25 protein-coding genes and 1 tRNA gene are annotated in these 22,789 nt (G+C 58.6%); 17 read left to right on the top strand and 9 right to left on the bottom strand.

The genetic code is table 11. From position 1 onward, the window contains the following. Window positions 1–25 precede the first annotated feature (25 nt). The gene (gene ygfZ / locus ACOZK9_RS15745) at window positions 26–967 is read right to left on the bottom strand and encodes a CAF17-like 4Fe-4S cluster assembly/insertion protein YgfZ (protein WP_421556164.1); all 942 of its coding nucleotides are present in this window, start codon (window positions 965–967) and stop codon (window positions 26–28) included. 140 nt (window positions 968–1,107) lie between these two features. Between ygfZ and ACOZK9_RS15740 the strand changes: the two genes are divergently transcribed. Together ACOZK9_RS15740 and ACOZK9_RS15735 are read left to right on the top strand one after the other, a co-directional pair. Beyond that, window positions 1,108–1,362 (top strand): FAD assembly factor SdhE, encoded by a 255-nt coding sequence (locus tag ACOZK9_RS15740; RefSeq protein WP_122249450.1) that lies wholly within the window; start codon window positions 1,108–1,110, stop codon window positions 1,360–1,362. Further along, window positions 1,346–1,792, top strand: coding sequence for a protein YgfX (locus ACOZK9_RS15735; RefSeq protein WP_058413292.1), 447 nt, complete (start codon window positions 1,346–1,348; stop codon window positions 1,790–1,792). Before ACOZK9_RS15740 ends, ACOZK9_RS15735 begins: the two co-directional genes overlap by 17 nt. Here the strand turns inward: ACOZK9_RS15735 and nadB are convergent. Next, the gene (gene nadB, locus ACOZK9_RS15730) at window positions 1,761–3,377 is read right to left on the bottom strand and encodes an L-aspartate oxidase (protein WP_122249448.1); all 1,617 of its coding nucleotides are present in this window, start codon (window positions 3,375–3,377) and stop codon (window positions 1,761–1,763) included. The genes ACOZK9_RS15735 and nadB overlap by 32 nt on opposite strands. A gap of 462 nt (window positions 3,378–3,839) precedes the next feature. Here nadB and rpoE point away from each other — a divergent pair, with 462 nt between their 5' ends. From rpoE to ACOZK9_RS15710, 4 genes are all read left to right on the top strand, one after another. Continuing rightward, window positions 3,840–4,421, top strand: coding sequence for an RNA polymerase sigma factor RpoE/AlgU (rpoE, locus tag ACOZK9_RS15725; protein WP_003172477.1), 582 nt, complete (start codon window positions 3,840–3,842; stop codon window positions 4,419–4,421). 32 nt (window positions 4,422–4,453) lie between these two features. Beyond that, the gene (locus ACOZK9_RS15720) at window positions 4,454–5,041 is read left to right on the top strand and encodes a sigma-E factor negative regulatory protein (protein WP_058413290.1); all 588 of its coding nucleotides are present in this window, start codon (window positions 4,454–4,456) and stop codon (window positions 5,039–5,041) included. A gap of 16 nt (window positions 5,042–5,057) precedes the next feature. After that, window positions 5,058–6,017 carry a MucB/RseB C-terminal domain-containing protein gene (locus ACOZK9_RS15715; protein ID WP_122249447.1) on the top strand — a complete coding sequence of 320 codons (960 nt, stop codon included), beginning with the start codon at window positions 5,058–5,060 and terminating at the stop codon, window positions 6,015–6,017. Between the two features lie 234 nt (window positions 6,018–6,251). Next, window positions 6,252–7,694 carry a DegQ family serine endoprotease gene (locus tag ACOZK9_RS15710; protein ID WP_058413288.1) on the top strand — a complete coding sequence of 481 codons (1,443 nt, stop codon included), beginning with the start codon at window positions 6,252–6,254 and terminating at the stop codon, window positions 7,692–7,694. 80 nt (window positions 7,695–7,774) lie between these two features. Here ACOZK9_RS15710 and ACOZK9_RS15705 read toward each other — a convergent pair whose 3' ends face one another. Next, window positions 7,775–9,208 carry a M48 family metalloprotease gene (locus ACOZK9_RS15705; RefSeq protein ID WP_122249445.1) on the bottom strand — a complete coding sequence of 478 codons (1,434 nt, stop codon included), beginning with the start codon at window positions 9,206–9,208 and terminating at the stop codon, window positions 7,775–7,777. A gap of 95 nt (window positions 9,209–9,303) precedes the next feature. On the opposite strand from ACOZK9_RS15705, the gene ACOZK9_RS15700 reads away from it, so the two are divergent. Beyond that, window positions 9,304–9,543, top strand: a complete 240-nt coding sequence (locus ACOZK9_RS15700; protein ID WP_058413286.1) for a sulfurtransferase TusA family protein — start codon at window positions 9,304–9,306, stop codon at window positions 9,541–9,543. Window positions 9,544–9,573: 30 nt separating this feature from the next. After that, a complete protein-coding gene (locus tag ACOZK9_RS15695; RefSeq protein ID WP_058413285.1) occupies window positions 9,574–10,644 on the top strand; it encodes an AI-2E family transporter in 1,071 nt (356 codons plus the stop codon). Window positions 10,645–10,710: 66 nt separating this feature from the next. Here ACOZK9_RS15695 and ACOZK9_RS15690 read toward each other — a convergent pair whose 3' ends face one another. Then, on the bottom strand, window positions 10,711–11,184 hold the full coding sequence (locus tag ACOZK9_RS15690) for a peroxiredoxin (protein ID WP_058413284.1): 474 nt from the start codon (window positions 11,182–11,184) through the stop codon (window positions 10,711–10,713). Between the two features lie 10 nt (window positions 11,185–11,194). Beyond that, on the bottom strand, window positions 11,195–11,755 hold the full coding sequence (locus tag ACOZK9_RS15685; RefSeq protein WP_003172487.1) for a glycine cleavage system transcriptional repressor: 561 nt from the start codon (window positions 11,753–11,755) through the stop codon (window positions 11,195–11,197). Between the two features lie 272 nt (window positions 11,756–12,027). Between ACOZK9_RS15685 and dapA the strand changes: the two genes are divergently transcribed. From dapA to ACOZK9_RS15650, 7 genes are all read left to right on the top strand, one after another. Further along, the gene (dapA, locus tag ACOZK9_RS15680; RefSeq protein ID WP_099240152.1) at window positions 12,028–12,906 is read left to right on the top strand and encodes a 4-hydroxy-tetrahydrodipicolinate synthase; all 879 of its coding nucleotides are present in this window, start codon (window positions 12,028–12,030) and stop codon (window positions 12,904–12,906) included. A 17-nt stretch (window positions 12,907–12,923) separates the two neighbouring features. Beyond that, window positions 12,924–14,039, top strand: a complete 1,116-nt coding sequence (gene bamC / locus ACOZK9_RS15675) for an outer membrane protein assembly factor BamC (protein ID WP_058413282.1) — start codon at window positions 12,924–12,926, stop codon at window positions 14,037–14,039. Between the two features lie 4 nt (window positions 14,040–14,043). Then, complete coding sequence (locus ACOZK9_RS15670) at window positions 14,044–14,802, top strand: MBL fold metallo-hydrolase (protein WP_058413281.1); 759 nt, start codon at window positions 14,044–14,046, stop codon at window positions 14,800–14,802. 27 nt (window positions 14,803–14,829) lie between these two features. Beyond that, window positions 14,830–15,543, top strand: a complete 714-nt coding sequence (gene purC / locus ACOZK9_RS15665; RefSeq protein WP_058413280.1) for a phosphoribosylaminoimidazolesuccinocarboxamide synthase — start codon at window positions 14,830–14,832, stop codon at window positions 15,541–15,543. 83 nt (window positions 15,544–15,626) lie between these two features. Beyond that, a tRNA-Ser gene (locus ACOZK9_RS15660) sits at window positions 15,627–15,716 on the top strand. 316 nt (window positions 15,717–16,032) lie between these two features. Next, entirely contained in the window at window positions 16,033–16,482 is a 450-nt protein-coding gene (locus ACOZK9_RS15655) for a hypothetical protein (protein WP_421556163.1), read from the top strand. Between the two features lie 521 nt (window positions 16,483–17,003). After that, window positions 17,004–17,270: a DUF6124 family protein gene (locus tag ACOZK9_RS15650; RefSeq protein WP_421556162.1), complete on the top strand. Its 267-nt coding sequence runs from the start codon at window positions 17,004–17,006 to the stop codon at window positions 17,268–17,270. Between the two features lie 71 nt (window positions 17,271–17,341). On the opposite strand, the gene ACOZK9_RS15645 is transcribed toward ACOZK9_RS15650, so the two are convergent. Continuing rightward, window positions 17,342–18,568 (bottom strand): MFS transporter, encoded by a 1,227-nt coding sequence (locus ACOZK9_RS15645; RefSeq protein WP_058411087.1) that lies wholly within the window; start codon window positions 18,566–18,568, stop codon window positions 17,342–17,344. Window positions 18,569–18,855: 287 nt separating this feature from the next. On the opposite strand from ACOZK9_RS15645, the gene ACOZK9_RS15640 reads away from it, so the two are divergent. Then, the gene (locus tag ACOZK9_RS15640; protein WP_421556161.1) at window positions 18,856–19,110 is read left to right on the top strand and encodes a hypothetical protein; all 255 of its coding nucleotides are present in this window, start codon (window positions 18,856–18,858) and stop codon (window positions 19,108–19,110) included. 362 nt (window positions 19,111–19,472) lie between these two features. Then, entirely contained in the window at window positions 19,473–21,098 is a 1,626-nt protein-coding gene (locus tag ACOZK9_RS15635; RefSeq protein WP_421556160.1) for a methyl-accepting chemotaxis protein, read from the top strand. A 4-nt stretch (window positions 21,099–21,102) separates the two neighbouring features. On the opposite strand, the gene ACOZK9_RS15630 is transcribed toward ACOZK9_RS15635, so the two are convergent. The 3 genes from ACOZK9_RS15630 to ACOZK9_RS15620 all read right to left on the bottom strand — a co-directional run bounded on the left by ACOZK9_RS15630 (window position 21,103) and on the right by ACOZK9_RS15620 (window position 22,597). Next, window positions 21,103–21,921, bottom strand: coding sequence for an SMP-30/gluconolactonase/LRE family protein (locus tag ACOZK9_RS15630; protein WP_152749437.1), 819 nt, complete (start codon window positions 21,919–21,921; stop codon window positions 21,103–21,105). A 62-nt stretch (window positions 21,922–21,983) separates the two neighbouring features. Further along, a complete protein-coding gene (locus ACOZK9_RS15625; RefSeq protein ID WP_421556159.1) occupies window positions 21,984–22,319 on the bottom strand; it encodes a type II toxin-antitoxin system RelE/ParE family toxin in 336 nt (111 codons plus the stop codon). Next, window positions 22,316–22,597 carry a ribbon-helix-helix domain-containing protein gene (locus tag ACOZK9_RS15620; RefSeq protein WP_058411083.1) on the bottom strand — a complete coding sequence of 94 codons (282 nt, stop codon included), beginning with the start codon at window positions 22,595–22,597 and terminating at the stop codon, window positions 22,316–22,318. The genes ACOZK9_RS15625 and ACOZK9_RS15620 overlap by 4 nt, the downstream gene beginning before the upstream one ends. Between the last annotated feature and the right edge of the window lie 192 nt (window positions 22,598–22,789).

The raw sequence follows: 22,789 nt of genomic DNA, 5'->3' as shown, positions 1-22,789 counted from the left end.
GGGTATTGCAAAAAGGGGGCGACGGTTAACGCTGGATCTCTCGATCGCGGTCCAGTGAGTAAGGCAGGTCAAGCAACTGCACACCAGGACCTTCCAGGGAGCCTACGTAGACCTCGCCACTGTCGGCAGCTTCGGCTTGCAACACGGCCAGAAGTTCAATCGATTGGTCAGCTTTCGCTGCGATGACGACTTCACCGATCGAACTGTTATGGCTGGGCGAAAACAGTGCGGTGCCTGGCTGCGGCAATTCGGCCGCATTCACGCTCAGGCGATACAGACGACGTTTGAGCTTGCCCAGATACTGCATGCGCGCGACGATTTCCTGGCCGGTGTAACAGCCTTTTTTGAAACTCACGCCGCCGACGGCCTGCAGGTTAAGCATCTGCGGGATAAACAGCTCGCGGGTCTGAGGCATGACCTGGCCGATGCCGGCGCGGATTTGGCCGAGCAGCCAATCATTCAAGTCAGTGTGTTGCAACTGTGTGGCCAATGAGTTGCGTACGGCTTCGGCTTGCTCGATGGGCACCCAGAGTTCCGCCCGGCCTGGGGAAACGCGAAGCGCGATGAAGGTTTCGGTGCGCACTACGCTGTCCGTGTCGGCGGGCAAGTCAAGGCCGAGGCTGGCCAGGGCGTGATCCGCCTGTGAGAGGCCGAAACGTGCCCAGGCCGCGCTTTCGTCGGTGAGCTTGGACTTGGAGAATACCGCGTATTTTTTTAAATCTGCCAACTGCGGTTCGAGCAGCTCGGTGGCCATGGCCAGCAGTACGCCGTCACCTTGCAGCAGGATACGAAAGCTCGACTGCATGCGTCCTTTTTGCGTGCAGCGCGCGCCAAGGCTGGCCTGCGTATCGCTCAGGTAATTGAGGTTGCAGGTCAGCTGCCCTTGCAGGAACTTGGCGGCATCAGCACCGCGAACAGCCAGAACGCCTTCGTGGGACAGGGCGCAGAAAAAAGCAGAGTCAGCCATGGGTCATCGCAGGTCGAAAAGTCATAGGTGCATCATAGAGGGGCGCCCGCCAAATGGATAGTTTCCGTATCAGGCTACTAAAGCCGACTGTTGCGCAGCGGTCGTGCCTGTATACTTGCGCACTATTTGAGGAGCGCTCCATGGTCGAAGACGTAGAAATCAATCGCATCTACTGGCACAGCCGTCGCGGCATGCTGGAGTTGGATGTGTTGTTGGTGCCTTTCACCAAGGAGGTTTACGCGACGCTTGATAAGGTGGATCGCGACCTCTACGTCAGGCTGCTGACGTGTGAAGATCAGGACATGTTTGGCTGGTTCATGGAGCGCGCTGAATCTGAAGATCCTGAGCTGCAGCGCATGGTTCGGATAATTCTGGACCGTGTTCAGCCCAAATAACCGTTTTGAATGCCGCTGGCGCGCCTCACGGCTGTTGCTGGCGGCGTATCTTGTTGCCCAGTTGTTCGCGCTGGGCGCCTTGCTCGTTGTCGATCTGCCGTATTCAAGTGTTGGCGCAGTGCTGTGCCTGATTCATGCTGCCTGGGTTTTACCGCGGCATGTGCTGCTCACTCACCGTTCGTCGATTCGTGGCCTGCGCCGTGACGAAGACGGCTGGCAGTTGTGGAGCACCGCGCGAGGCTGGCACAGCGTGCAACTGCGCCCCGACAGCCTGGCCCTGCCGCTGATCGTGGTGCTGCGCTACCGGGTGCAAGGCGAGTGGCGCGTGCGTTCGATCTGTGTGCCAATGGATGCGCAGGCCGCCGATGTGCACCGGCGCCTGCGCGTACGTCTTAAGTTCAGCCGCCGTAGGTGGCTGGCACCAGAATAGTGTCGCGTGCCTCGGGCAGCATCTGCGGGTAGTCGAGGGTGTAATGCAGGCCACGGCTTTCTTTGCGCTCCATGGCTGAGCGGATCATCAACTCTGCAACTTGCGCCAGATTGCGCAACTCGATCAGGTCGCGGCTGACTTTGTAGTTACTGTAAAACTCGTCGATCTCGTCCAGCAGCAAGCGCACGCGGTGCTGCGCACGTTGCAAGCGCTTATTGGTGCGCACAATCCCCACGTAGTCCCACATGAAGCGGCGCAACTCGTCCCAGTTGTGGGCGATGATCACGTCTTCGTCCGAGTCGGTGACTTGGCTGGCGTCCCAGCGGGGCAGGGCAGCCGGCACGGCGATGCGTGGCAGTTGTTCGAGAATGTCGGCGGCCGCTGAGCGAGCGTAGACGAAACATTCGAGCAGCGAGTTGCTGGCCATGCGGTTGGCGCCGTGCAGGCCGGTGAAGCTGGTTTCGCCAATCGCATACAGGCCGGGTACGTCGGTGCGACCGTGTTGGTCGACCATCACACCGCCGCAGGTGTAGTGCGCGGCCGGCACCACCGGGATCGGGCCTTGGGTGATGTCGATGTTAAACGCCAGGCAGCGCTCGTAAACGGTGGGGAAGTGGGTCTTGATGAAGGCTTCGGACTTGTGGCTGATGTCCAGGTAAACGCAGTCGATGCCCAAGCGCTTCATCTCGTGATCGATAGCGCGGGCCACGATGTCGCGCGGCGCCAGTTCTGCGCGCGGGTCGAAGCGCTGCATGAAGCGTTCGCCATTGGGCAGTTTCAAGTGCGCGCCTTCGCCGCGAAGGGCTTCGGTGATCAGAAAGCTTTTGGCCTGCGGGTGATACAGGCAGGTGGGGTGGAACTGGTTGAATTCCAGGTTGGCCACCCGGCAGCCCGAGCGCCACGCCATGGCGATGCCGTCACCGCAGGCGCCGTCGGGGTTGCTGGTATACAGGTAAACCTTGGCCGCGCCGCCTGAGGCGAGAATGGTGAAGCGCGCGCCGTAGGTGTCGACTTCGCCGCTGGCGCGGTTGAGCACGTAGGCGCCAAGGCAGCGATCGCCTTCCAGCCCGAGGCGTTTTTCGGTGATCAGGTCGACGGCTACGCGCTGCTCCAGCAGCTCGATGTTGGGGCGTTGGCGGGCTTGATCGAGCAACGTCTTGAAGATCGCGGCGCCGGTTGCATCGGCAGCATGGATGATGCGGCGATGGCTATGGCCGCCTTCACGGGTCAGGTGGAACTCGAATCCGCCGTCGTCGCTGCCTGCGTGTTCGTCACGCGTGAACGGCACGCCCTGATCAATCAGCCACTGGATAGCCTCGCGGCTATGCTCGACGGTAAAACGCACGGCGTTTTCGTCGCACAGCCCGCCGCCTGCGTTGAGTGTGTCTTCAACGTGCGATTGCACGGTATCGGTGTCGTCCAGCACGGCGGCAACACCGCCCTGAGCCCAAAATGTCGAGCCGTTGGCCAGGTCGCCTTTGCTCAGGACGGCAATGCGCAGGTGGCCGGGAAGGGTCAGTGCCAGGCTCAGGCCGGCCGCGCCACTACCGATAACCAGAACATCGTGTTGAAACTGTTGGCTCATTTCAGGGATTCCGCAAATAGCGATCCAAGGGCTGGCGCGTACACGACGCCCGGATCGGCGAATCAAAGGGGCACACGGGCCACTAGTATATAGAGGGGGGGAGCGGCACAATAGCAAGGCATTCGTGGCAATGTGAGATTACGAAGCACAGCTAGGGTAAAATCGAACGGTTATTGAATCGGGAACTTTTTGCATAAGCCCCGACTCAATAGCAGGTTGCCCGGAAGCTGGGAAAGCGTTGATTTTATTGGCCCGTCGGGAGCATTGGACGCGTCATAAAACCGGCGACAAGATTATTCGCGCAGTCGGCATTGCCCGTACTGCGTTTTTCGTGTGTGCCAAATCAGTGCGCGCCGGAAACTTGCTTGGAGGGGGAGAACTTTTGCGAAAAGTCCGAGTCTATGTTTGCAAGCCTGATCGTTTAGTTATGCAAGCCTCCTCCCAGTACAACGAGGAGTGTTCATGCTAACCCAGGAAGAGGATCAGCAGCTCGTCGAGCGCGTTCAACGCGGCGACAAGCGGGCATTTGATCTGCTAGTGCTGAAATACCAGCACAAAATTCTCGGGTTGATCGTGCGGTTTGTGCACGACACCCATGAAGCGCAGGACGTTGCACAGGAAGCCTTTATCAAGGCGTACCGTGCACTGGGCAATTTTCGCGGTGATAGTGCGTTTTATACGTGGCTTTACCGCATCGCCATTAACACGGCGAAGAACTATCTGGTGTCTCGCGGTCGTCGCCCACCCGATAGTGATGTTAGTTCAGAAGATGCTGAATTTTATGATGGGGACCACGGCCTCAAAGATCTCGAGTCGCCGGAGCGTGCATTGCTGCGCGACGAGATCGAAGGAACCGTTCATCGCACAATTCAGCAACTGCCAGAAGATTTGCGTACGGCGTTAACTTTACGCGAATTCGATGGTCTGAGTTATGAAGACATTGCGAGCGTCATGCAATGTCCGGTGGGGACTGTAAGGTCACGGATTTTCCGGGCCCGGGAAGCCATCGATAAAGCCTTGCAACCGTTGTTGCAGGAAAACTAAAGACAGCGGCGACAGCCAAGAGAGGAACCGCCATGAGTCGTGATGCCCTGCAGGAATCGCTGTCCGCAGTGATGGATAACGAAGCGGATGAACTGGAACTTCGTCGAGTGCTCAATGCATTTGATGATGCCGATACCCGTGATACCTGGTCTCGTTACCAAGTCGCTCGGGCGGTGATGCACAAGGATCTTCTAATCCCTCGTCTGGATATTGCTGCGGCCGTTTCTGCCGCGCTGGCTGATGAAGCCGTTCCGGCAAAAGCTGCTCGTGGTCCTTGGCGTAGCCTGGGTCGCTTGGCAGTGGCTGCTTCGGTAACTGTTGCTGTGCTGGCCGGTGTTCGTCTGTACAACCAAGACGAAATCGCGGGTGCCGAATTGGCCCAACAGACTCAGCAGCCGGTCATGGCCGGTCCGCAAGTCAAAGGCCCAGCGGTACTGGCCGGCTACAAGGAAAGCTCGGACACCACCGGCCCTATGGCCACTGGTGTACTGCAAGGGCAATCCGGCTGGCAAGATCAGCGTCTTCCAGGCTATCTGCGTCAACATGCGCAGGAATCAGCCTTGAAAGGCACTGAAAGCGCTCTGCCATACGCTCGTGCTGCAAGCCTGGAAAACCGCTAGACCGCTAAGGAGCCCTATGCGCGCCATACCGCTCCTTACGTTTTTGCTCAGTGGTTGTTTTGCACTCCCCGCCCATGCCGATGAAGCCCAAAACTGGCTGACTCGACTTGGGCGTGCCGAGCAGCAGCAAAGTTTTAAAGGCACCTTTGTCTACGAACGCAACGGCAGTTTTTCTACCCATGACATCTGGCACCGCGTCCAGAATGGTCAGGTCCGTGAGCGGCTTTTGCAACTCGACGGTTCTGCCCAGGAAGTCGTGCGTGTAGATGGCCGGACGCAATGCGTCAGTGGCACCTTGGTTGCCGGCCTGGGTAATTCGCCTGAAGCGCCTTCGCGCGCACTTGATCCAAAAAAACTAACTCAATTTTATGAACTTGCCGTCATTGGTAAATCTCGCGTGGCCGGCCGGAAAGCGGTAATCGTATCGATCACTCCGCGCGATCCCTACCGCTATGGTTTTGAGTTGCACTTGGATCGTGAAACAGCGCTGCCGCTTAAGTCCCTGTTGCTCAATGATCAGGGGCAATTGTTGGAGCGCTTCCAGTTCACGCGACTGAACACTTCGCCACCGCCCTCTGATGCAGATTTACAGCCTACGGGCGATTGCGCACCGGTAGCGCTCTCGACCAGCAAAGCGCTTGAAGTGCCCGCTACCCAAGTGTGGCATCTGGATTGGCTGCCTCCTGGTTTCCAGCTTACCAACAGCATTGCGCGCAAAGATCCCCACACAAAGTCGACTGTCGACAGCTTGATGTTCGAAGATGGGCTTGCGCGTTTTTCGGTGTTTGTTGAATCAACTGACGGCGCCACTGTGAATGAAACACGCACGCAGTTGGGCCCGACGGTTGCGGTGTCTCGCCGCCTGAACACCGTCGATGGCGAAGTAATGGTGACGGTTGTGGGGGAAATCCCGATCGGCACCGCCGAGCGCATTGCACTGTCGGTGCGTGGCGAAAAGGCAGTCACCCAGCAGTGAATTGTTAATCCTGTGTTCATCCTGACCTTTCAATCTGAGCGTGTGCTTGGTCGAGTGCTGAGAGCATGAAATTTCTGGATCAGTATTTTCACTTGCAAAAATCCCCCATGTTTTTTATAGGTCAGGGCTTAACGGCGCTGGCCTTGTTTTGTTCGCGGAACAAAGATGCCGGTCGCAGTTTTCGGCGTTTCTTGAACCCTGTCGCTCAACCCTGCTCGTCGTAACGGGAGCTGTATGTCGATACCACGTTTGAAGTCTTACCTATCCATAGTCGCCACGGTGTTGGTGCTGGGTCAGGCCGTGCCCGCGCAAGCGGTCGAACTGCCTGACTTCACCCAATTGGTGGAGCAAGCATCGCCTGCGGTGGTAAACATCAGTACCACGCAAAAACTGCCGGATCGCAAAGTCTCGAACCAGCAGATGCCGGACCTTGAGGGCTTGCCGCCGATGCTGCGCGAGTTCTTCGAGCGTGGCATGCCGCAGCCGCGTTCCCCGCGTGGCGGTGGCGGTGGTGGCCAGCGTGAGGCGCAGTCCTTGGGCTCGGGCTTCATCATTTCGCCCGATGGCTACATTCTCACCAACAACCATGTGATCGCCGACGCTGACGAGATTCTCGTGCGCCTGGCTGATCGCAGTGAGCTCAAAGCCAAGCTGGTGGGCACTGACCCGCGTTCCGATGTGGCTTTGCTGAAAATCGAAGGCAAAGATTTGCCGGTATTGAAACTCGGTAAATCCCAAGACCTGAAGGCGGGGCAATGGGTAGTGGCGATCGGTTCGCCGTTTGGTTTTGACCATACCGTGACCCAGGGCATCGTCAGCGCCATCGGTCGCAGCCTGCCAAACGAAAACTACGTGCCTTTCATCCAGACCGACGTGCCGATCAACCCGGGTAACTCGGGTGGGCCGCTGTTCAACCTGGCGGGTGAAGTGGTCGGGATCAACTCGCAGATCTACACCCGTTCCGGTGGTTTCATGGGCGTTTCTTTCGCCATCCCGATTGACGTGGCCATGGACGTTTCCAATCAACTGAAAAGCGGTGGCAAGGTTAGCCGTGGTTGGTTGGGCGTAGTGATTCAGGAAGTGAACAAAGACCTGGCTGAGTCCTTCGGCCTCGATAAGCCGGCCGGTGCACTGGTCGCGCAGATTCAGGATGACGGCCCGGCTGCTAAAGGTGGCCTGCAAGTGGGTGACGTGATTCTGAGCATGAATGGCCAACCGATCATCATGTCGGCAGACTTGCCGCACTTGGTAGGCGCGCTCAAGGCGGGCAGTAAAGCCAAGCTGGAAGTGATTCGTGAAGGTAAACGCCAAAACGTAGAGCTGACGGTCGGTGCCATCCCGGAAGAGGGTGCTGCCCTGGATGCTTTGGGCAATGCGAAGCCTGGCGCCGAGCGCAGCAGTAACCGCCTGGGCATCGCCGTGGCTGAGCTGACGGATGAACAGAAGAAGAGCTTCGACCTTAAAAGTGGCGTAGTCATCAAAGAAGTGCAGGACGGCCCTGCCTCTCTGATTGGCTTGCAGCCGGGTGACGTGATCACGCACCTGAACAACCAGGCCATCGACAGCACCAAACAGTTCACCGACATCGCCAAGGCGCTGCCGAAGAACCGTTCGGTGTCGATGCGGGTTCTGCGTCAGGGCCGGGCAAGCTTCATCACCTTCAAGCTGGCCGAGTAATCCGCTAGCCGGTAACCCGGTAACAACAAAAAGCCCCGCCTTCGGTTAACGAAGGCGGGGCTTTTTTGTGCGTGACCGTTTTAGCTCATCATCCCTTTGACCAAGCGTTCCTGTTCGATCAGCTCGCGTTGACGTGCGTCAATGCGCGAGGACAAGGGGAAGTTGTTGCCTGCCCGGCGCTTGGCAAAGTCCAGTTGTTGAATGGCTTGCTGGAAATCGCCCACCAGCGCGAAGTACTCGGCGCGGGCTTGATGCAAACCGATGATATTGCCGGACAAGCCCCGCGTTTCGGCGACCTGATACCACACGTCCGGGTCATCAGGGCGCGATTTGAGCAGGGCATCCAGCGCCTTTTCGGCATCGGCGGTGCGGTTCTGCTTGAGCAGCAAGTCCACTCGCACCTGGTTCAGCGGATAGTTGCCAGGGTACTGGGTGAGCATCTGATCGGTGCGTTGCTGCGCATCGGGCAAGCGGTTGTTGGCGATGTCCAACTCGATCTGCGCCAGGTTGTAGGTGATGTCGTTGGGTGCCTTGGCCAACAGCGGCTGCAAGCTTTCGCGCGCCTCTTTGTACTGCGTGCCTTTGATCTGGGCGATGGCCAAGCCATAACGCGCCACATCGTTTTTCGGGTTCTCGTCCAATTGCGCCCGGAAGCGCTTGGCGGCGAGGCCTGAGGTGTCTTCGTACTGCAGTTGCACGCGTGCGCGAATCAGTTGATAGCGCAAGCTGTCTTCCTTGCCGCCGGCTTTGGCCTGCTCTGCGCGGTTGCGGGTGTCGGCGATACGCGATTCGGTCACCGGGTGAGTCAGCAGGAACTCCGGCGGCTTGGCGTCGAAACGGTATTGGCGCATCAGGCGTTCGAACATGGTTGGCATGGAGCGCGGGTCGTAACCGGCCTTTTCCAGATTGACGATGCCGATACGGTCAGCCTCCTGCTCGTTCTGGCGCGAGAACCGGCGTTGCTCCTGAATGGCCGCCGCCTGGCTGCCGGCAATCGCGGCAATACCGGCATCACCGGCGCCCGCTGCGGCAGCGATGATGCCGCCGAGCAGCGCGGCCATCATCGGGAGCTGCATGCGCGACTGCGCTTCCACGCCACGGGCAAAGTGGCGCTGGGACAAGTGGGCCAATTCGTGGGCGAGTACCGAGGCATATTCACCCTCGGTTTGTGCATTCAGAAACAAACCGCCGTTAACCCCCACAATGCCGCCGGGTGCGGCAAACGCGTTGAGCTGCGGGCTGTTGATCAGGATGAACTCCAGGCGCCGGTCATTCACCTGGCTGGTCTCTACCAGCTTGTACACGCTGGTTTCGACGTAATCCTTGAGCTGTGGGTCATTGAGCTGCGAGACCTGGCCCCGCAAGTAGGCCAGCCATGCGCGGCCCAACTGATATTCCTGTTGTGGCGAGACAATGGCAGAACTGGCGTCGCCAAGTGACGGCAGGTCGTCAGCGAAGCCTGGAGAGGCCAGCAGGCAGGCCAGCGTCAGCAGGGTGGGGCGCAAAAAAGTCATGCACAGGGCCTTTCGACAAAGAGCTTACTGTAGCCGGACACTGAGCGTGGGACCAGATATTCTAAGCACCCCAAACGCCTGCCCGGAGTAAAACCATGACTGACGCTGTAGCCTTTGATGCCGAACTCGATGCCAGTGGCCTCAATTGCCCGTTGCCGTTGCTCAAGGCCAAGCTGGAGCTGAACCGGTTGGCCAGTGGTGCGGTGCTTAAAGTGACCGCCACGGACGCGGGCTCCCAGCGCGATTTCCGCACGTTCGCCAAGTTGGCCGGGCATACCCTGTTGCACGAAGACGACCTCGCCGGTGTGTACCGTTATTGGTTGCGCAAGGCCTGAGCCGTTTGCCCCACCACCCGAGGTTAATTGATGTTCAAAGTGTTACGAGACTGGATTCAGCGCTACTTCTCGGATGAAGAAGCCGTGGTGCTGGCCGTTTTGCTGTTCCTGGCCTTTAGCGCCGTACTCACGTTAGGTGGCATGTTGGCGCCGGTGTTGGCGGGGATGGTGCTGGCGTACCTGATGCAAGGCTTGGTCACCACCCTGGAGCGTTTGCGTTTGCCGGGCGGGGTGGCGGTGGGGCTGGTATTTGCAGTGTTCATGGGTGTGCTGGTGGTGTTTATCGTGGTGGTGTTGCCCCTGCTGTGGCATCAATTGATCACCTTGTTCAACGAGCTGCCGGGCATGCTCGCCAAGTGGCAATCGCTGTTGCTGCTGTTGCCGGAGCGCTATCCGCACCTGGTGTCAGACGAGCAGGTATTGCAGGCCATCGAGCTGGCACGCGGCGAAATCGGCAAGTTCGGGCAATGGGCGCTGACCTTTTCCCTGTCGAGCCTGCCGCTGCTGGTCAACATCATGATCTACCTGGTGCTGGTGCCGATTCTGGTGTTTTTCTTCCTCAAGGACCGCGCAATGATCGGCCGTTGGGTCAGCGGTTACCTGCCGCGTGAACGTGCGCTGATTACCCGGGTGGCCGAGGAGATGAACCGGCAGATCGCCAATTACATCCGCGGCAAGGTCATTGAAATTGTTATCTGCGGGGGCGTCACTTACATCGCCTTTATAGCCTTGGACCTGAACTACGCGGCGCTGTTGGCACTGCTGGTGGGCGTGTCTGTGGTGGTGCCGTATGTCGGCGCGGTGGTGGTGACGGTGCCAGTGACGTTGATCGCGTTGTTCCAGTGGGGCTGGAGTGACCAGTTTATCTACCTGATGGCGGTCTACGGGATCATCCAGACCCTGGACGGCAATGTGCTGGTGCCACTGCTGTTCTCGGAGGCGGTTAACCTGCACCCGGTGGCGATCATCTGCGCGGTGTTGTTGTTTGGCGGGTTGTGGGGTTTTTGGGGAGTATTTTTTGCGATCCCCCTGGCGACGCTGTTCAAGGCCGTACTGGATGCGTGGCCACGGCGAGAACCGGTTGTGGCGCCATTGTTGTAACAGCAGCGACCTGACTGTGGCAGGGGGCATGTTGTGGCGAGCAAGCCCGCTCGCCACAGAGGGAATTCAAGCCTTGTTCAAAGCCTGCGCCGCTGCCAGCACGGCATCCACATGCCCGGGCACTTTCACGCCGCGCCATTCCTGACGCAGCACGCCATCCTGGTCGATCAGAAAAGTGCTGCGATCCACGCCCAGGTATTCCTTGCCGTACAGTTTTTTCAGCTTGATCACATCAAACAGCTGGCAAACCGCTTCGTCTTTATCGCTGATCAGCTCGAACGGAAACTCCTGCTTGCCCTTGAAGTTTTCGTGGGACTTCACGCTGTCGCGCGACACGCCGAACACTTCTGTATTGGCGGCCTTGAACGCTGCGTACTGGTCACGAAAACCCTGGCCTTCAGTGGTACAGCCCGGGGTGCTGTCTTTCGGGTAGAAGTAGATCACCACTTGCTTGCCCTTGAGGGCGGCGAGGCTGAAGGTCTGGCCACTGGTGGCCTGGGCTTCGAAGTCGGCCACGGGTGTGTCGATCGCTACCGGCATGAGTACTTCCTTACATTGGGTTTTGTGGGCGCCAAGGCTCGATCAGTGCGTCGAGGTTCAAGGCATCGGCGAAATCCAGGAACTGGTCACGCAGCCAACTGATCTGCACGCCTGCCGGCAAGGTCACGGTGAACGTGGCATTGAGCATGGTGCCGCCGGTTTGCGGGGCCTGATAAGTGTCGCAGGTCAGGTTTTCGAGTTCGACGTTGTGGTCGATAAAAAACTGGCACAGCTCGTTGACGATGTCCGAGCGGTAAGCCGAGCTGACATACGCGACATAAGGCAGGGCCTGTGGACGATTTTCCAGCGCGGCGCTGCGTACCACGTTAACCGTAAAGTCATGCTTCTTGGCCAAGCCCGGCAAGCCGGTCTCCAGGCGCGCCAGGGCGTCCCAGGTGCCGGAAATCTGCAGCACCAGCGCACTGCACTCGCCATGGCGAGTCAGGCGCGAGGTTACAACGGCGCAGCGATTTTCATGGCTGGCGCGGCACAGGACGTTGGTCAGCTCCATGGGGTTGGCGCCGAGGGCACTGATAACAAGGAATTGTTCGCGAACTGTGGGGGTGGACATGCAGCCTTCCTAAACGATGAGCGGTCGATACTGTGCGGGCTGTATCGATCAAAGCATGAAGGGTAGCGAAAAGCGTCGCCAAGGGATAGGAGGTGGCGTTTTCATTGCGTGATCGGTCTGATTTCAACGTGCTTCAGAGCAGGCTTTGGCCCAATGATGGCATTGCCCGTCGTTTAGTTGATCGAGAACGCGTCCTCAGGTGGTACTTCGCTTGTACAAGCATCTTGGCGCCAGTACCATTACGGCTCTCTTTTTCCGGCAGGAGCGGTTGCATGATTGCGGGCAGTATGGTGGCACTGGTCACACCCATGGATGCACAAGGTCATCTCGACTGGGATAGCCTGGGCAAACTGGTGGACTTCCACCTGCAAGAAGGCACCAACGCCATCGTGGCGGTCGGCACCACAGGTGAATCGGCCACGCTGGATGTGGAAGAACACATCAAGGTGATCGAATTCGTGGTCAAGCGTGTCGCGGGCCGCATCGCCGTGATCGCCGGTACGGGCGCCAACTCGACGCGTGAAGCGATCGAGCTGACCAAAAACGCCAGGAAAGCCGGCGCCGATGCCTGCCTTCTGGTGACGCCGTACTACAACAAGCCGACCCAGGAAGGCCTGTATCAGCACTTTCGCACCATTGCCGAAGCGGTTGATATTCCGCAGATCCTCTACAACGTACCCGGCCGCACTGCTTGCGACATGCAGGCGGCGACCGTGATCCGTCTGTCCAGCGTGCCGAACATCATCGGTATCAAGGAAGCTACCGGCGACCTGCAACGTGCCAAAGACATCCTGGCCGGCGTGAGCAGCGACTTCCTGGTGTATTCCGGTGACGACGCCACGGCTGTCGAGCTGATCCTGCTGGGTGGCAAAGGCAATATCTCGGTGACCGCCAACGTCGCTCCGCGTGCCATGAGCGAGATGTGCGCAGCCGCCATCGCCGGTGACGCCGTAACCGCGCGTGCCATCCACGAGAAGCTGATGCCGCTCAACAAAACACTGTTTATCGAATCCAACCCTATTCCCGTGAAATGGGCGCTGTTTGAAATGGGCTTGATGCCGGACGGTATCCGTCTGCCGCTCACCCGGCTCAGCGAAGCCTGTCACGAACCGCTGCGACAGGCCCTGCGCCAGTCCGGCGTCCTGGTTTAATTGAGGAAGCACTACGCATGAAGCGATTGGCCGGACTTTCCGCACTTGCCTTGATTATCTCCAGCACCAGTGGCTGCGGTTGGATTTGGGGCCCGGATGGTTACTTCCGTGACCGCGGCAGCGATTACCTGGAAGCACAAGCAACCAAACCGATGCAACTGCCGCCGGACGTCAATGTCGCCAAGCGCCTTGACCCGTTGCTGCCTATTCCGCGCAACGTCGCCGACGACACCGCCAAGGGTGAGTACGTGGTGCCACGCCCACAGCCGATCACGGCCGTGGCGGACGCCAGCGACTACAGCCTGCAAAAGAGCGGCGACAACCGCTGGATCATCGCGCAACGCCCGCCTGCCGAAGTCTGGCCGGTGGCCGTGCAGTTCTTCCAGGACAACGGTTTTCGCATTGACCAGCAACGCCCGCAGACCGGTGAGTTCACCACTGCATGGCAGCGCAGCAGCGAACTGTCCGCCAACATGGCCCAGCGCCTGCAGGCGAGCGGTGTAGCCGCCGACAGCGAAGCCCGTGTGCGTGTACGCATCGAGCCCGGCGTGCAGCGCAACACCAGTGAAGTCTACGTGGTCAGCGCCGAGCGCCCAGCCGGCAGCACCGCCAACGTCGACTTCACCCCGCGCTCGGTCAACCTGGGCGTTGACGCCGCGTTGGTCGACGAAATGCTGGCCAGCATGAGCCGTATCTCCGAGAAGGGCGGCTCCGTTTCCCTGCTCGCCGCACGCGATTACGACACGCCTAACCGCGTCAGCCTCACCGAAGACGGCAGCGGCAACGTGGTGCTCAACCTGGGTGAAGACCTCGACCGTGCCTGGGCCAGTGTAGGCCGCGCGCTGGAGAAGGGCCCTTGGCGCGTTGAAGACATCAACCGCAGCCTTGGCCTGTACTACATCAACGTGGCTGAAAAGGCTGTGAAGAAAGACGAAGAGCCAGGTTTCTTCGGCAAATTGTTCGGCACCACGCCGACCAAGGAAGAAGTTGAAACTCGCGCCGAGCGTTACCAGGTTCGTTTGAGCAAGGTTGGCGAAAGCGTACAAGTCACCGTCGAGAAAAACATCAACACTGTCGCGCCAGCTGAAACAGCGCGCAAAGTGTTGGGCGTGATTCAGGACAACCTGGGCTGATCCGATGCGTTTTGCCGTTCTCGGCAGCGGTAGCCAAGGGAACGGCACGCTGGTCGCACATGACGACACGTATGTGCTGGTGGATTGTGGTTTCTCGTTAAAAGAAACCGAGCGGCGCCTGTTGCGTTTGGGGGTTCACCCCTCGCAACTGAGCGCGATTCTGGTAACCCACGAACATGCCGATCACGTGCATGGCGTGGGTTTGCTGTCTCGGCGCTACAATCTTCCGGTGTACCTGAGTCGCGGCACCTTGCGCGGGATGCGCAAACCCATAGAACCCGCAGGTTTCCTGGCCGGTGGCGAGCAGCTGCAAATTGGCGCGTTGAGCATCAATGTGATTGCTGTGGCGCACGACGCACAGGAGCCGACACAGTACGTATTCAGTGACGGTGAGCGACGTTTCGGCGTGCTCACCGACCTGGGCTCCTACTGCGCCAAGGTGCTGGACGGTTACCGCGACCTCGATGCATTGATGATCGAGTCCAACCACTGCCGAGACCTGCTGGCGCGTGGGCACTACCCGTACTTTCTCAAGCAACGGGTGGGCGGCGAGCTGGGGCATTTGAACAACCACCAGGCCGCGTACCTGGTGTATGAGTTGGGCTGGCAAGACCTGCAGCACCTGGTCCTGGCCCACCTGAGCAGCAAGAACAACCTGCCGACGCTTGCCCGGCAATGTTTTGTCGACACCCTTGGGTGCGACCCGGACTGGCTGCAATTGGCCGATCAAGATTCAGGGCTCGACTGGCGACACATCGCCTAGCCCACCTCACTCAAAGCGGAGCCCATCATGGAAAAACGTGAAGAACTCTACCGCGGCAAAGCCAAGTCGGTGTACAAAACCGACGACGCCAACCGCCTGATCCTGCTGTTTCGCAACGACACCTCGGCGTTCGACGGCAAGCGCATCGAACAGCTTGATCGCAAAGGCATGGTGAACAACAAGTTCAACGCCTTCATCATGCAGAAACTCGAAGCGGCCGGCATCCCGACCCAATTCGACAAACTGCTGGGCGACACCGAATGCCTGGTGAAAAAGCTCGACATGATCCCGGTCGAATGCGTCGTGCGTAACTACGCCGCCGGCAGCCTGGTCAAACGCCTCGGCGTTGAAGAGGGCCTCAAGCTCAACCCTTACACGTTTGAGCTGTTCCTGAAGGACGACGCCAAGGGCGACCCGTTCATCAACGAATCCCACGTTGTGGCCTTCGGCTGGGGCACCGCCGAGCAACTGGCGCGCATGAAAGAGTTGTCCCTCAAGGTCAACGAAGTGCTGAGCAAGCTGTTCGACGACGCAGGCCTGCTGCTGGTCGACTTCAAACTGGAGTTCGGCGTGTTCCACGACGGCTCCATCGTCCTGGGCGACGAATTCAGCCCCGACGGCTGCCGCCTGTGGGACAAAGACACCAAGAAGAAGATGGACAAAGACCGCTTCCGCCAAGGCCTCGGTGACGTCATCGAAGCCTACGAAGAAGTCGCCAACCGCCTCGGCGTACCGCTTTAATCGACGCAAGCATCTGATAGAACGGAAAAAAATCGCTTTTGGGGTTTGCTTCCGCGAAACACACTGTTATGATGCGCGCCGTTGGAGAGATGCCAGAGTGGCCGAATGGGACGGATTCGAAATCCGTTGTACCTTCACCGGTACCTAGGGTTCGAATCCCTATCTCTCCGCCATTACATAGAAAAAGCCCCGTAGCTGAACAAGCTACGGGGCTTTTTCGTTTACGGTTGTACGATTCAATCCAAAAAAGCCTGCGGGCTTTCTTCAAGCTTAGCGCTGGACAAGCCTTTTGCTTGCCTCAGGCTGTCGAATTTTGACCTGTGCCCGCAACGCTTCCAGACTCCATACTTCGGTCATATTCACTGCCTTTTGCGTGCTAGTGATTCAGTTTGGCGCGCGTCCTGCCCGGTAAGCGTCTTATGGCACCGTGATGGTGGCGATCTGCAATGCTTGTAGATAACCTGAACCCATCACACAGGGACGCTCACCATGAAGGCAATCGCTGCAACCATTCTGATCATCACGCTGGCGGGCTGTGCCAATCACCCACTGGACTGTGCGACTGGGCTTGTAGCTTGGGATGATTGCCTGCCCGGTACCAAGGGTTATGCGATCAGGCAAGAGAGTATGGCGAACCTTGCTGCTACAAAAGCGCAGCAGGCAAGCAGCGACGATGCACAGTGCCAGTCCTACGGAGCAAAGCCAGGCTCGGACGCTTATGTGAATTGTCGAGTTCAACTCAACAGAACCACGACCGAACAGCAATCCCAGCAGAGTGCGCAGCGTCAGCAGGCCATTCAGACAATGCTGCTCAATCAGCAAAACCAGCAGCAGAAACCGTATGTACTGCAGCAACCGCCTCAAATAATCCCTGCTCGAGTGCAGACCAACTGCACCACACATACGAGTGGGCAAATCGTATATACCAATTGCCAATAAACAAAAGATCTTCAAATAGGTAGGCGATGGATAGCGGTGTTGCGTTGGTTGGATTAAGAACTGGGGGAACGCATCGCACTTGCTGACACCGGGAGCAATGGCCGAAAACTGCCGGGCACTATCCAAAAGACACGCCTGCCAGCGGCTAGAATTTCAATGTCAGGTGTGTGCACGGTTTTGTGAATGAGGTTACGAATAACTTGGTATTACCTCGCACAGCCAGCCCATTTGCTACGCAAATTGTTGCAGTTTTCATGCAGGGTTGCGCTAGGTAACACAGGACGCTAACCTTCCGCCGTCGCCCTCATGGCGACCGGTTTTGACAGACCGATGTACAGGTGTACGACCTCCATACGATTACAGGCTTTTTCTGCTGTGACGTCGTTTTATGGCGGCTGTGCGTGGGGCATCTTCGGGTGCGCCGGGTCCTGTATACCGGTCTGTCAACCCGCGCATAGCTGCCACCTGTTCCTGTTTGACAGCAGGATGTGACAGCTCCCATTGCATACAGGAGCTACACAATGAACATGACCAACCTCGATTCAGATTCCGAGTTTTCCCCCCGCAAGATCTTCAACGTAGGCGCAGACATCGGCACCGAAGAAGCCCTGGCAAACGCCTCCGAAATCCTTTCATCCGCACTGCAAACCGCCTATCAATGCGCCGAAGATCCGCGCAGCACGCAGTCACCCGTAATCATGGGCTTGGCACAATTGATCGAGAATGCCCAGGCGCTGGTGCATTCTGTGCTTGAGCGTGATTTCCCTGCGGACAAACCAGGCAAATAATGACCAGCATCTGAAACAAAAAAAGCCTGCTGAACTCGATGCTCAGCAGGCTTTTTAGTGGGTATGCCTGATTAAGCGGGTTGCGCCACCACGTTATTACTAACGCTACGCCCCAGCACAAGCACGGTTACAAAACCGCAGCCGACCAGCACCGTGGCCAAACTCAGCAGCACCGAGCTGCCCATTTGATCAACAATGCGCCCGCCGAAGAATGAGCCCAAGGCAATAATCACTTGGAACAAGGCGACGAACAGCGGCATGCCGCGTTCGACGTCCTTGGGTGCTACAACGAACATCCAGATGCTGGCGCAGGCCGGGAAGGCGCCGAAGGCGAAGCCCCAGAGGGCGATCAGCATGGCTGCGCCGGTCATGCCGGTGGCGAAGTAGGGGAACAGGGCGGTGCTGGTGCCGATCATCAGCGCGACCAGCAGCAGGGTGTAACGTACGCTGCGGTTGGCGGCGAACCCGGCAAAGATGTTGCCCGCTACGCCAGCCACGCCGAACAGCAATAGCAGTGAGCCGATGGTCGGGCCGTCGAAGCCGGCGCTGTTTTTGAAGAAGGGTGCGACGTAGGTGTACGCGGCAAAGTGCGCGAGGCCGATCAGCAGTACGGCGATCAAGCCGACTCGGGCTTGCGGGTTGATAAACAAGGCCGGCAGGTCGCGGATCTGAATGGCTTTTTCCGGGGTGAGGCGGGGCAGCAAAAATATCTGCGCCAACAGCACGGGTATGCCCACCAGCGCGGTGACCAGGAAGGTCATGCGCCAGCCCATCAGGCCGCTGAGCCAGGTGCCGACGGGCACGCCCAGAACGGTGGCCAGGGTCACACCGACCATGATGATCGAGGTGGCTTGTGCAACGCCCACGCCCTTGGGCGCCAGGCGGCTGCTGAGGGCGATGGCGGTCGCCCAAAAACCGCCGATGCTGATGCCCAACAATACACGGCCGAACAGCAGCAGGCTGAAGTCGCTCGCGTAGGCCACGACCGTGTTGGCGACGATCATGATCAGCGTCAGGCTGATGAGCAGATAACGGCGGTCCATCGCGCCAATGAACACCGACAGCAACGGTGCGGCGAGGGCGGCCATGATGCCGGGCAGCGTGACCATCAGGCCGGCGTGGCCGGCACTGATGCCGAGGTCGCTGGCAACGTCGTTGAGTACGCCCACCGGCAGAAATTCGCTGGTGACTAAGGCGAAGGCGCCCACGGCAACCGAGAGAATCGCCAGCCACTGCTGTACGACGCTTTGTTGGCTATGTTCGGGGCGGCCGCTTGGGGCGGGGCTTGCACTTGGCATTGTGTTGGGTTCCGGGGGGAGGGCGCCTGACTGCAGGCGTGGGGACAGGAAAATAGGCGGCGATTATATAAATGGGTTTCGGCAATCAACTAGGCCGTCGTTTTGATAGTCACCATCAGTGCAATCAATTCGACCCCTCTGAGGGGGGTGGCCGCGCTATTACGCCTGTCTTACATGCTTCTCCAACATTGCCTACAGCGCACGCGTTGCGAGCCTCTGCGTAACTGATTACCTTGGGCTCAACGGTTTTTCAGGTAGAAATTCCCACACTGCAAAGGAAATGCATCATGAGCAAAAATACGAAAAAGACCTCCGGCAAAATGGCGACGTTGGCAGCAGAGGTGCTGAGTAATCCAAACGCCTCAGCCATCGCCAAAAGCCTTGCCGCTTCAGCGTTGGCCCAGAGTGGTACCGACAAGCAGACGAGTGCGCACATGGAAGAAAAAGCCGGGAAGGCGCTTCAGAGCGATAAATACAGTGCGGGTACGAAATCCCTGGCTGCCTCGGTGCTCGCCCAAGCCAACAAAGAACGGGGCAACTGAATACACGTAGTTATCGTGCACCGTTACACAGCAAAGCCCCGTAGGCGTTAAGCCTTGGGGCTTTTTCATAGTCGGGCGTTGCTATGTTGATGATAGGTCTCATGCTAATTACTTGGCGTGTATCAGGTGGCAATTGCCCAAGGGCTGACCGTGCCTTCACGCTTCATCTGCTACACCTTTTCGACGCGCTGCGGCGCATGAAATGACCACCAATACACATCAATGTATAGCGACGTGATCACCCATCGTTGAGCGCTTGATTCGAAGGCGCTTCGCCCACTCAATACACCGCTAAAGTCCTTGCTACGCTGGCCGAAACACTCTCATACGATGTCGTATGCCTAATAAAAGAGAGCGCCAAAATGTCACTTCGCAGCCTGTCCATCGCCCGTCGTGCGGGTCTGGGTTTTGCCTTGATTGCTTTGCTCGTGGCCATGCTTGGGTTCTTCGCACTTTCCAACATGGCGAGCATTCGCGAAAGCGCGGTGCAGGTTGAAAGCGGTTTGGTGCCGAAGATGCGGTTAGTGTCTGACATTCGCGAAATAATGCTGCGCATTCGTACGATCTCTTTGCGCATGGCACTCGACCCCAACCCTGCGAGCATGCCGCAATACCGCAGCCAGATGGACACGCGCAGCCAGGACCTGACGAAAAGGCTGGCTGATCTCAATGCCGTGATCGACACGCCGGAAGTGCGTACGCTCTACGACCAGTTCCAGGTTTCTTTGCGCCAGTACCAGCAGGGGCTCGCGCAGTCCTTTGTGCTCGCCGACAAGCAACAGGGCGTCGAGCTCAACAAGTTGTTGCTGGTGGACATGAAAACCGTGGTCGATGGCTCGGGCAGCCAGTTGAATGCCTTGGCGGACTACTACAACGCGCAGATTAATCAGCAGGGCCAGGCGGCCGAGTCGCAGTACAGCCGCTCGCGCACCATGGTGTTCGGCTTTGTGATACTCGCGGGCTTGAGCACGGTGGCCCTGGCCTGGTTGCTGACGCGCAGCATTGTCGGTCCGTTGGGGCAAGCGATGCGCGCGGCGGAAAACGTGGCGCAGGGTGATTTGACCCAGACCGTGCAAGTCACCGGCAACGATGAAGTGACCCGTTTGCTCGTGGCGCTGCAAAGCATGCAGGGTAGCCTGCGCAGCACCTTGCAACTGATTCGGCAGTCGGCAGGGCAAATGGCTGCATCCGCCACCGACCTCAACGGTATTACCGACCAGAGCAGCCGCAGCCTGCAACAGCAGACCGCAGAAATTGAACAGGCCGCCACAGCGGTCAATGAGATGACCTCGGCCGCTGAAGAGGTGGCACGCAATGCGGTCTCAACCTCCGAGTCGACCCGGCTCTCCAATGAAACAGCGCGTGAAGGCCAGCACCGTGTCGGCGAGACAGTTACGGCGATTCAGGCACTGAGCAGCAATATCGGGGAAACCTCGATTCTGGTGCAAAACCTCGCTGAGCAATCGCGCGATATTGGCAAGGTGCTTGACGTGATTCGCTCCATCGCCGAGCAGACCAACCTGCTGGCGCTGAACGCCGCCATCGAGGCCGCACGTGCCGGTGAGTCTGGCCGTGGGTTTGCGGTGGTGGCTGATGAGGTGCGGGCGTTGGCTCACCGTACGCAGCAATCGACACTGGAAATCGACCAGATGGTGACTGCCATGCGTACCGGCTCTAACCAGGCGCTGACGTCCATGCAGTCGAGCACACAGCGTGCTACCGACACCTTGATTCTCGCCGAAGGGGCGGGCGGCGCGTTGAGTCAGATCACCGACTCCATCGACCAGATTTACCAGCGCAATCTGGTGATCGCGAGTGCCGCCGAGGAGCAGGCGCAGGTGGCCAAGGAGGTGGACCGCAACATCGTGAATATCCGTGATTTGTCGGCGCAGTCGTCTTCCGGTGCAGGGCAAATCAACGGTTCCAGCCATGAGCTGGCGCGTTTGGCGGTGGAGCTGAACCAGGCGGTGGCGCGGTTTCAGCTGTAGCCTGTCAAGGGGCGACCGCGCGGGTGTCGGGTACTAATTCCAACACCCGATTGCGGCCACCTTCGGCCAACAGGTAGGTGCCCCGACCGGTCGCGACGATGGACTGCGGCGCCTTTAAAAACGCAAGGATGGTGCGCTGTTTTCCCTCCGGGCTCACCAGCAGTAACCTTGCGCGGTGGGTCGAGTCTTCATTGATCCACAAGCCGCGTTGGTCGCACATCAAGAACGTCGGTTTGTTCAAGCCTGCCAGCACCACCGGGTCACTGCCGCTATCGGTCAGTTCGCGCACCACGCCCTTTGCCTTTTCTGTGTAGAGCATTCGTCCATCGGTGCAGCGCGTGATGGACTCGCCTTCGTGCAATTGATCGCGCAGCACGGTCAGCGATTGATCGCTCCAGCGATAGCGCAGGATTCGCCCGTCTTGCTTGCGGTCTTCGATGGCGTAGAGGTCATCGCCCTCGACCCACAAGCCTTGTACGTTTTCGCCGCGAAACAGCTCAGTGACCACGCCATCCTTCAGAAAGTTGACGGGTGCGTTACCGGTTTCCTGGCTGAACACCCAGCCACCGCGAGCAGCGAACATGCCGTCAGGTTTGGACAGGTTGGCCACCACCACTTCACGGTGCCCATCGGGGTGGATGCGCACGATGCTGCCTTGCGCATCGTCGAGTTCCTGGCTGACCATCAACGAGCCGTCCGGCAATGGCATCAGCGAGGCGGCTTTTGGTACATCGCGGTGCACCGTCTTGACACTCCAGCCGGCTGCCGCGCTGACGGGGTAAAAACTTTGCCAGGCGAAAAAGCCCAAGGCTGCAATGCCCATCAGGCCCAGCAGGCTCAAGCCCCACCGCAGAGGCCTATACAAAAAAACGGTGCCCTTCACATTTATCTTCCTTGTTTATTCATCGCGTCGTTATTTTGTAACCGCGTCGCGTAATCCTGCCCGCCGTAAAACACCCCGAGGATCGATACGGTTTTTATCTCGCAGCCCACTACAAAGGCGATAACAGTGGTGCGCCGATAGTGAGTGATACGCAACGTGGGGTGCAGGTCATCACGGGGGCTACCGCGTAGGGGAAACAACGAAAGGTTTTCGCAGTAGTTGATCAGGTTGTCGATAAAGCGCGCCGCTTCGTGGGGGGAACCGGCATCGCTGATGAAATTTTCATGGGCGTCCAGTTGCGCCAGTGCTTCAGGCGAAAAGACTACCGAATGACTCACGCTTTATCGGTGCCTTTGCGTTGACGTTTGGCCTCCATGTGTTCGCGAACCTGAGTGGCGGATAGCGCCCGGCCAGGGTCAGCCTTGAGCGCGGCGGCGGCGGGGATAACCTGATCACGCAGCCAGTCTTCCATGGCACGATCACGCGCCAGCAACGCCCTCAGGCCGTCGCGAATAACTTCACTTTCGGTCGCATATTCACCGGCCGCCACCTTGGCTTTGACCAATGCCGCCATTTCGAGTGGCAAGGTAATGCTCATTTGCTGGGTTGAGCGCATTTTAACGTCCGCAGGCGATGAGTAGGATTCAATCCTACTCGACCATTGGCGTGTTGCAAGAAGCAACTGACCGATGTGGCTACCCGGCGTGTCATCGTCTGCCCAAAACGAGAGTGGGTTCTGGCAAGTTTCCATGTGCGTGTGTCTCTCCGATTGCGTCATTCAAGCCGCAAGTATTGACGCTTTTTCGCA

It is taken from the genome of Pseudomonas kitaguniensis, from assembly GCF_049199985.1.
In the GTDB taxonomy this organism is placed as follows: domain Bacteria; phylum Pseudomonadota; class Gammaproteobacteria; order Pseudomonadales; family Pseudomonadaceae; genus Aquipseudomonas; species Aquipseudomonas kitaguniensis.
This window is presented reverse-complemented; position numbering and strand designations above follow the sequence as displayed.